The following is an 8,557-nucleotide window of genomic DNA, read 5'->3' on the forward strand; positions in this document are numbered from 1 at the left end:
AATGCGGTTGTCGGTGCTGGTGACCCAGTTGCAAAACTGCGACCACAGGTTGGCGCTTTCGCGCTGCTGTAAGGTTGCTGTCATGGTTTTATGATTGCTGTATTTGGTTTTCAATGTTCGTGACGGCTTTGTGTTCCGCCATGTAAATAAATATAAACCTTTTATTTCGGTTTGTAAAGGGGTGTAACAACAGCTTAACTGATGAGAGTCATCAGGAAAGCTGATGAAACGATAAAGAGGCGAAAAGATTGCGTCGCTTCGATCGCACTTAACCCTAACGGGGAACAGGAGCTACCCGAGGTGGAGCAACTGGAGAAGGTGGAGCAACTGGAGCGATCGCAGGTGCAGGTGCAGGGCTGCGAGGAGGTGGAGCACTGCTGAACTGTTGCAGTTGCTGGGGGGTGAGCGATCGCAAAATTCTCAGTCCCAAAGTATTTCGGGAGATGCCCAGGGCGTAGTTTGGCTCTAAATACGGGCGGAACTTTGATTTGTTGTTCAAATAGCTTTCCATGAACGCTAGGCTGAGTCCGTTGAGGTAGCGGCGGGCTAAGGCGGGTTCGGGCCCGATCGCCTGTGCTGGTGGCAAAAAGACGCTTTGAGGGGATTGGTCGATCGTGGAAAAGTGAGTCCCGTTGTTCATCAGCACCAGATATTTGTTGGGCGATGTCAGCCAGGTGAAAGGTTGAATTTGTTCGAGCAAAGCGGGGGCGACGGTATCGGCGGTGCCTGCGATTACCATGACTGGGATTTGGATTTTGCTGAGGTTTGTTTCTCCTAAAATGCTGCTGACGATCGGGTTAATGGCGATCGCAGCTTTGACGCGCGGATCGCCGAAATTGTACTGGTTGCGATCGAGGCTGCGGGCGCGGCACTGCAACAGCAGCGAGAGGTTCCAAGTTTCATTTTCCAGCTTGCAGTCTTTGTCTAGCTGTGCAAAGTTAATCTCGGCTCCCGCTAATGTTAAAGCCGTATAGCCTCCGAAAGATTGGCCGATGACGCCGACTCGCTGCAAGTCTAGCTGTCCTCGGTAGACCGGATTGGTTGTCGAAAGTTGGGTTAAATAATCGAGCAGGTCTTTGATGTCTAGGGGGCGGTTGACAAATTCTGCTGGTTCTGCTACTTCGCTGGCTCTACCTGTTACTAGGTCTTGGATTTGTTGGGCGTTGCTGCCGGGGTGTTCGGGGACGGCGACCGCAAAGCCGTAGGAGGCTAGGTGTTTGGCTAAATACTCGTAGGAAATGCGATCGGAACCTAAACCGTGAGAAATTACTACGACTGGAGCCGGTTGCGGACTTTTGAGCGGCAGGTAAATGTCGATATCAAAGGTACGATCGCGATTTGGACTCGTCAGAGTTACCGATGATTTTTTCCAATTATAGGGGCCCTTTTCCTGGATCTGTAGCATTTCGGCGGGCGGTATCCCAGACTCCTCGGCTGCTTGTGTTTCCGACAACTTGGCGACTCCGGCGATCGTCCGATTGGAACGGTTGATCAGCGATGTCAGCTCGTTGGCGATACCCAAGCCGCGCGCAATGTCAATCCTGATGCCGTAAGTGGGGAATTTCCGCAGCACGTTGAGAATTGTCATGCCTTCTGGATCTGAGGCTGCTAAAATTAGGGCCGCTCGGATGGCATAAAATCCGGGCTGCCGAGCTTTGGTTTGAATTACTCGCCCCAAGCGTTCCAGCAGCAATTCTCCTTGAGGCGTGTAGAGGAATTGGGCGATCGTCACGTGGCTGATTTCTGCTTTCGCTTGCAGGCCGTTGCGAATCTCCGCTAGCTGTGATTTTTTGGCGTACTGAGCGAAGCCGTCCAAGTTTGAGTCTATTTTGCCTTCTTTGGCGAAGAGTGTCAGCGATTCGATCGGCACTGATACTTCTAGCGGCCCGTAAGTTATATAGATTCGTTCTGCTCCCAAGGCCGGTGCAGCAGTGCAAACAGCCGTGAATGCAAACAATCCTAGGTATTTTGGGGCGATCGACCGCCGAGCGCGAATTGCCGCAGTAGAGATACTCGGAAACAGACAGTTCATAACTTTAACACCTAGAACTTCTAATAATTAGTCGGTGAAACGATGTAAATTGTTTCACTAATATTTAATACCAAAAAATCGATCTTTTACTGGGGAAATTAGGTTATCGTGGGAAGTATATCCAAAAGAGCAATTTTCTGACCTAACAAGACTAGCTGAACTTTAAAATTCAACGCCGAGGGGTGAGTGGATTTGAGAGTTGAGAGTTGAGATTTGAGATTTACTCGGCAGATGAATCTGGAAGCTGAAACTTGGGTCTAAAATTTGGGTAGCATCTAGGACTTAAGCCGACGCTTGTATCCGTCTTTGGGCGAGGGGTCAAACCTATTCTAATGCCCATTGATTATTGTTTCAGCTATCCCAGATATTTGCGATCGAGTTTGCAACTATAGCCTGAGTGAGAGAATTTATCATGTTCAATGCAACTGCCATCCTGATTGACGCTTTTGTGCAAGAGCTACAGGCCGGCTACCGCCGCACCTACGGCAAGTACAAGCCTGACTACCCTGAAATTATCGCCTGGGCGGGGACTATGGCTCTCGAAAACATCGCTAACTGCGATGCTCTTTACCACAATGTGGAACACACAATGCTCGTGGCCTTGGTGGGACAAGAGATTCTTCGCGGCAAGCATATTCGCGAAGGGGGTGTGTCGCCGGAAGATTGGCTACACTACCTGATCTCGCTGCTGTGCCACGATATCGGCTACGTGAAAGGTGTTTGCCGCCAAGACCAAGAATCTGTGGGACTCTATGCTACTGGTATTGATGGAGGCATGGTTTCTGTGGCGATCGGCGCCACTTCTGCTAGTCTAACTCCTTATCATGTCGATCGAGGAAAACTCGTAATAGACGAACGCTTCGGCGGCCACACATTAATTGATGCCGAACAAATCAAGCGCAATATTGAGTTGACACGCTTCCCAGTTCCTGCTAGTGAAACCCATCAAGACAGAAACAACTATTCTGGGCTCGCCAGGGCCGCCGATTTAATCGGTCAGTTGAGTGACCCAAATTACCTCCGCAAAATCAGCGCCCTATTCTACGAATTTGAGGAAGTCGGCACTAATAAAATCTTGGGCTACAAATCCCCGGGAGATTTGCGCCAAAATTACGCCAAGTTTTATTGGAACGGAGTTTTCCCATACATTCCAGCAGCTTTGAACTACTTGGAATTGACCCAGGGTGGCAAACAGATTATTGCCAACCTATACGCTAACGTGTTTCAAGTAGAACACGCTGAACCGCTTGCTTTCACCAAGCCGAACTCTCAAGATTCGCTCAAGTCCTGCGCCAACGGCAACTCGAAGGTTGAAAAAAATAGTGATAATCTTCAACCTTCCATGTCCGGTGGAGATAACAACAAGAAGTTTAGCGATTTTTCCGACCTGAATTTGTGAGAGTGTTTTCGCATAATTCATGATTTATCGACGCGAGTCATCATTAGAAAGTTTTAAGATTTTCTACTTGCTGGCTCCTTTTTGTTTGAGCTACAATAAATACTGTTTACTAGATTCGTAATACAAATTAGGTACGTTGTTGGGCTTTAGCCCTCTTTATAATATTCGGAAAGAGGGCTGAAGCCCAACAACGTACCTCATCTGCTTCCTTGCTCTTGTAGGACAAGATTAAGTAAAATGTATTGAGCTATAATAAGAGTAAGAAATCGTTGTCCCTTAGGGAAATTCAGGTCATGGCAACCAACAACATTGAAGTCGTTTTTAGCTTTGATACAACTGGCAGTATGTACCCTTGCTTGACGCAAGTTCGTCGGAAAATCAAAGAGACGGTAACAAGATTGCTTGATGAAATTCCTGGCATTCGCATTGGCATTATTGCTCACGGAGACTATTGCGATGCTGGCAGCACCTACGTGACTAAACACCTCGATTTGTCGGGCGATGTCGGCAAGATTTGCAATTTTGTGGAAAATGTCGAACCTACTGGCGGCGGCGATGCTCCAGAATGTTATGAATTAGTCTTGCACGAAGCTCAATCACTTTCCTGGACTCCCACTAATTCCAAAACATTCGTACTAATTGGCGACGATATCCCCCACGCACCCGCTCAAACCCCCCAAAAACTTAACTGGCGTCAAGAAGTAGATAAGTTAGCACAGATGGGAATTGCCGTTTACGGCATCCAAGCTCTCAACCGTCCCCATGCTACTTTATTCTACAAAGAACTAGCGGAAAAATCTGGCGGTTTTCACCTCAATCTCGACCAGTTTTCCTACATCACAGATTTCTTTTTAGCAGTTTGTTACCAACAATCATCTGACGAACAACTACAAGCTTACGAACAAGAAGTTGTCAGTCAAGGTCGCATGAGTCGCGGCTTAAACAAGATGTTTGATACCATGATGAAGCGGGAAGGGACTGCTGTTTATGAGTCAGCAGAATTGCGCGCTGTCAAACCGGGGAGATTTCAGATTCTCGAAGTAGACAACGAGATTTCTATTAAAGCTTTTGTTCTGGAAAATGGTTTGGCTTTTAAAACCGGGCGCGGGTTTTATGAATTTACCAAAACAGAAACTATCCAAGGTAAGAAAGAAATTGTGCTGATGGAACGTTCGACAGGGGATTTATTTGAAGGAGAAGCGGCCCGAGAAATGTTGGGTTTGCCAATGGGGGAGACAGTTCGCATCAAGCCGAGCAATCTAGAAAAGTATGCGGTTTTTGTGCAAAGTACCTCGGCTAATCGCAAGCTGATGGGGGGAACTCGTTTCCTTTATGAAGTTGAAGATTGGGATCGTTAATCGATTTTAAATGTCCTAACTACAACCGCAGAGTAGGGTGCATCTGGTTTTTGAAGCCTGAAGAAGCATGACCGCATATAAGTTATTAGTTATAATCCCATATTGACTACGGTCATGCTTCGCCTCTACAAACATATTTACCAAAAACAGATGCACCCCGCAGAGCAGCGCAGATAATGCTAAAATTTCTATGGTTTGTGTTTGTAGCCTTTCTCAAAAAGATGAGGTATGACTGACAGTTTAATATAACTACTAAACTAGGAGGGCTAAAGCCCAACTACGTACCCGATCTTTTTGAGAACCGCTATATTCTAGTATCTGCGGTTAGACAATATACACTTTTAAATTAATATGCAACCAGAAATTCAGCAGCGAGTTAAACAATTGAGGCAGCAGCTACAGGAAGCTAGCTATGCTTATTATGTTCTTGATGCGCCGATGATGGCAGATGAGGTGTACGATCGCCTTTACCGAGAGTTGCAAGAGTTAGAATCAGATTATCCTGAGTTGATTGCTGCGGAAAGTCCGACTCAGCGCGTGGGAGAAAAGCCGGCTACTCAATTTTTTAGCGTCAAGCACAATATTCCTCTCTACAGTTTGGAAAATGCTTTTAATTTTGAGGAATTGACCAAATGGCAGGAACGCTGGCAGCGAATTGCACCCCCCCTAACCCCCCCTTATCAAGGGGGGGGACAAGATATGATTTTACCTTCCGAGGATGGCATTTCACCGCCCCTAACCCACCCTTATCAAGGGGGAAATGCACCCCCCCTAACCCCCCCTTATCAAGGGGGGGGACAAGATGGAATTGCACATCTACCTAGCAATGACGAAAACAGGGAAATTACTCCCCCCCTTAGCAAGGGGGGGCTGGGGGGGGGTTCCTACCAGGAAATTACTCCCCCCCTTAGCAAGGGGGGGTTGGGGGGGGTTTCCTATGTTTGTGAGTTAAAAATTGATGGTTCTGCTTTAGCGTTAACCTATGAAAATGGGGTTTTAGTTCGGGGTGCAACGCGGGGAGATGGGATTGCGGGAGAGGATATTACTCAAAATGTTAAGACTATTCGCTCGATTCCTCTCAAACTTAATTTAGATAATCCGCCGCCTGTGGTGGAAGTGCGGGGAGAGGCTTTTTTGTCTTTGGCTGTGTTTGAGGATATTAATCGGGAACGGGAAAAAGCGGGGGAACAATTGTTTGCTAATCCTCGCAATGCTGCGGCGGGTACGCTGCGACAGTTGGATTCTAAGATTGTAGATAAGCGACGGTTGGATTTCTTTGCTTATACTCTACATTTAGATGAGGGTAATGAGGAAAAGACGCAAGGGGAATCTTTGGAATTGTTGCGAAGGATGGGGTTTAAGGTGAATCCCAATCGGAAAATTTGCTCTTCGTTGGATGAGGTGCGGGAGTATTACGAATATTGGGATACTGAACGGCGAAATTTACCCTATATGACTGATGGGGTTGTTGTTAAGATTAATTCGGTTTGGCTGCAAAAACAATTGGGTTTTACTCAGAGGTTTCCGCGTTGGGCGATCGCACTTAAGTATCCGGCTGCCGAAGTCCCTACAATTGTAGAAGCAATAACTGTACAAGTCGGGAGAACCGGCGCGCTGACTCCTGTGGCGGAACTCAAACCGGTGCAGTTGGCTGGAACGACGGTTTCGCGGGCTTCTCTCCACAATAGCGATCGACTTTCCGATCTCAATCTCCATATCGGCGATACTGTAATTGTCAGAAAAGCTGGGGAAATTATACCAGAAGTTGTCCGAGTTTTAGCAGAACTTCGTCCCCCAAATGCTCAACTTTTTCAAATGCCTAGCTGCTGTCCCGAATGCACGCAGCCTGTGGTTCGCGAAAAGGGGGAGGCCGTGACTCGCTGCATCAACACGTCTTGTCCGGCGATTTTGAGGGGTTCCCTGATTCATTTTTGCAGCCGGGATGCTCTGGATATTAACGGTGTTGGGGAAAAGTTGGTGCAGCAGATGGTGGATAGCAATCTGGTGCAGTCGGCGGCGGATTTGTTTGATTTGACTGCTGACAGGTTGATGGGTTTGGAACGCATGGGTAAAAAGTTAGCAGAAAAGTTGGTAAGTGCGATCGCCCGATCGAAAAATCAACCTTATTCGCGGGTACTTTACGGCCTGGGCATCCGCCACGTCGGCAGTGTCAACGCTCAATTGTTGACTGAAAGGTTTGCCAATGTGGAAGAGTTAGCAGCGGTATCGGCGGCAGGAATTGAGGGAGTTTACGGCATCGGCCCGGAAATTGCACAAGCTGTTTATCAGTGGTTTCGAGTTCCGGCAAATCAAAGTTTAATTGCACGGTTGCAAACTGCGGGATTGCAATTGCATTCAGAAATGAAAACTCAGAACTCGGCAGCTCAAAATTTACAATTTGCAGGTAAAACATTTGTACTTACCGGAACTTTGCCGACTCTGAAACGAGATGAAGCTAAGGATTTGATTGTCAAAGCTGGAGGAAAAGTCACAGGTTCTGTCAGTGCTAAAACCGATTATGTGGTTGTAGGTGAAGATGCTGGCTCTAAGTTGGAAAAGGCTCAATCTTTGGGAGTTAAGCTACTGTCGGAGGCTGAGTTATTGGAACTTTTGGCAACTTAAAAATTGATAATTGTTCGTAAGGTGTAGCCATCAGCAATGTTTGTAGTCAGGAATGAAGTCCTCTAAATTCATGAGGACTGAAGTCCTCACTACGAACCTGTTTTGTGTTTGATATTCGGACTTCATTCCTCTGATTTTGATAAGGACTGAAGTCCTCACTACGAACCTGTTTTGCGGCAGGCGCAAGATAGCCATCGCAAATTACGCAATACCTCAAAAGGCATAGAAATTGCGCTCGCACTTCGTCAATATACATACTTCTCTCGCCTGGGCGCCCGAATCGGTTGTCGGCACAGGCTAGTTTTGCTAAAATTTGATATAGTTGGGATTTGCGATCGCGCGTAACTGCCAACCGAACAAAGTTCCAGCAATCAGAGGAGATACGTGATGTCGGAAACCCCAGAACAAACACAAACAAATTTGTCGGCTCCAGAAACAAGTTCCGAAAGCTCTATTTCTTGGACTGAAAACGTAAAAAGTAGCGTGGGAAACATCCTGAGCAGTTGGAAGGTGAAAGCAGGATTGGGAGTGGCTGTACTATTGGGAGTCTTAGTGTTGTCGTTTTTCTGGCAGCACATGATTGCAGTTGTAGGTATGAACAGTTGGGCGGCTCGATCGGGCGCTAGGGCGATCGAATGTATGGTAAGAGATACTAATAACGACGAGTATGTCAGTTGCAGCGCTCTCCTCGACCAGCAAATTGTCCCTCTCGAATGCAGTTCTAGTTTGTTAAACATCGGTTGTCGCGTCAATTATGGAACTGCGGCACCTAATTTGAAACAGCTTGGGCCCAGAGCTGCTGCTGGTTTTAGATAATTTTTGACTAGCTTTGCCATCCTAAAAATATGATGCCGATGCCAAGCATAAATGAGGGAGGATCTCATTTTTTCAAAAAGCATTTTTTATTGTAGTGCGAGCGTCCCCGCTCGCGAGTCTTGCATCGCTCGCGAGCGGGGACGCTCGCACTATTAAATGCAAAACTGAGATACTTCCAATAAATGGTGCGTCAGAATGAGATGAGGGGTGATAATTAAAAATTACCTTTCCTGACGCACCCTACCCTTGAATTGTTCTTTCTTCCTTCTTCCTTTGCTAGTTTGAGAGAACTTTTGATTAGCTTTGCCGAAAATATGATGCCGATGCCAA

The 8,557-nt window shown here is 46.9% G+C and carries 5 protein-coding genes; 4 read left to right on the top strand and 1 reads right to left on the bottom strand.

What is annotated here, in order from left to right:
• Nucleotides 1–274: 274 nt before the first annotated feature.
• Entirely contained in the window at nt 275–2,032 is a 1,758-nt protein-coding gene (locus tag JGK22_RS23630) for an alpha/beta hydrolase (protein WP_293204727.1), read from the bottom strand.
• A gap of 412 nt (nt 2,033–2,444) precedes the next feature.
• Here JGK22_RS23630 and JGK22_RS23635 point away from each other — a divergent pair, with 412 nt between their 5' ends.
• From JGK22_RS23635 to JGK22_RS23650, 4 genes are all read left to right on the top strand, one after another.
• A complete protein-coding gene (locus JGK22_RS23635; protein ID WP_293204729.1) occupies nt 2,445–3,431 on the top strand; it encodes an Npun_R2479 family HD domain-containing metalloprotein in 987 nt (328 codons plus the stop codon).
• A 293-nt stretch (nt 3,432–3,724) separates the two neighbouring features.
• Complete coding sequence (locus JGK22_RS23640; RefSeq protein ID WP_293216182.1) at nt 3,725–4,789, top strand: vWA domain-containing protein; 1,065 nt, start codon at nt 3,725–3,727, stop codon at nt 4,787–4,789.
• A 351-nt stretch (nt 4,790–5,140) separates the two neighbouring features.
• Complete coding sequence (gene ligA, locus JGK22_RS23645) at nt 5,141–7,411, top strand: NAD-dependent DNA ligase LigA (RefSeq protein ID WP_293313876.1); 2,271 nt, start codon at nt 5,141–5,143, stop codon at nt 7,409–7,411.
• A 387-nt stretch (nt 7,412–7,798) separates the two neighbouring features.
• Nucleotides 7,799–8,227 carry a hypothetical protein gene (locus tag JGK22_RS23650; RefSeq protein WP_293183047.1) on the top strand — a complete coding sequence of 143 codons (429 nt, stop codon included), beginning with the start codon at nt 7,799–7,801 and terminating at the stop codon, nt 8,225–8,227.
• Nucleotides 8,228–8,557 lie beyond the last annotated feature (330 nt).

It is taken from the genome of Microcoleus sp. PH2017_08_TRC_O_A (assembly GCF_020738665.1).
GTDB lineage: Bacteria > Cyanobacteriota > Cyanobacteriia > Cyanobacteriales > Microcoleaceae > Microcoleus.

Excerpts from the sequence above, each read along its gene's own strand:
- JGK22_RS23630 (WP_293204727.1), bottom strand. The coding sequence starts at position 2,032 with ATGAACTGTCTGTTTCCGAGTATCTCTACTGCGGCAATTCGCGCTCGG.
- ligA (WP_293313876.1), top strand. The coding sequence starts at position 5,141 with ATGCAACCAGAAATTCAGCAGCGAGTTAAACAATTGAGGCAGCAGCTA.
- JGK22_RS23640 (WP_293216182.1), top strand. The coding sequence starts at position 3,725 with ATGGCAACCAACAACATTGAAGTCGTTTTTAGCTTTGATACAACTGGC.
- JGK22_RS23650 (WP_293183047.1), top strand. The coding sequence starts at position 7,799 with ATGTCGGAAACCCCAGAACAAACACAAACAAATTTGTCGGCTCCAGAA.
- JGK22_RS23635 (WP_293204729.1), top strand. The coding sequence starts at position 2,445 with ATGTTCAATGCAACTGCCATCCTGATTGACGCTTTTGTGCAAGAGCTA.